Annotated in this window: 1 protein-coding gene; it reads right to left on the bottom strand. The window is 47.4% G+C overall.

Annotated features, from left to right (window positions below; genetic code table 11):
• On the bottom strand, positions 1–336 hold a 336-nt coding region (locus RX395_RS10000; RefSeq protein WP_316367347.1), incomplete at its 3' end, for a hypothetical protein.
• Positions 337–487: the final 151 nt, after the last annotated feature.

Raw genomic sequence — 487 nt, 5'->3', positions numbered from 1 at the left:
ATCCAACGTCTGACTGGCCAACAGAGATTGATTCCGCAGATCATAAAGCTCCACCGTCACAATCCCTGCATTGGCACGCATATATGTAGTCCACTGGACAGATACCGTTTGGAACCGTTGGATATCCGCTTGAAATACCTGCTCAATCACAACGCCCTGTGCCAGTTCTCCAGCAGCGGTTTCCGCTACAGGCAAATCCAGATCTCCTCTGGAGTCCCGGATATGCAGTTCTTTCCCCGCTAAAAAGTAGAAAGAAATCACCAACAGGGCATAAAGGATGAGCATGACTATATATACCATTCCCAGCCGGAACGGGCGTTCTTGCGAGTGGCGCATAATTTGGAGAGGCTCCCTTCTGGTTTGAAAACTAAGAGATCACTTCGGCTCAAAGCACATACCAAGGAATATTTCTTCTGTGGTAATCTTTGAAGACGGAGCGTCTGAGAGTGAAGTTTAGAACCTAAAAATGGGCGTGAAAATGAATGCC

It is taken from the genome of Collinsella aerofaciens (genome assembly GCF_032584215.1).
In the GTDB taxonomy this organism is placed as follows: domain Bacteria; phylum Actinomycetota; class Coriobacteriia; order Coriobacteriales; family Coriobacteriaceae; genus Collinsella.
Note: the sequence above shows the minus strand (reverse complement) of the source record. Positions and strands in the feature narration are given on the sequence as shown.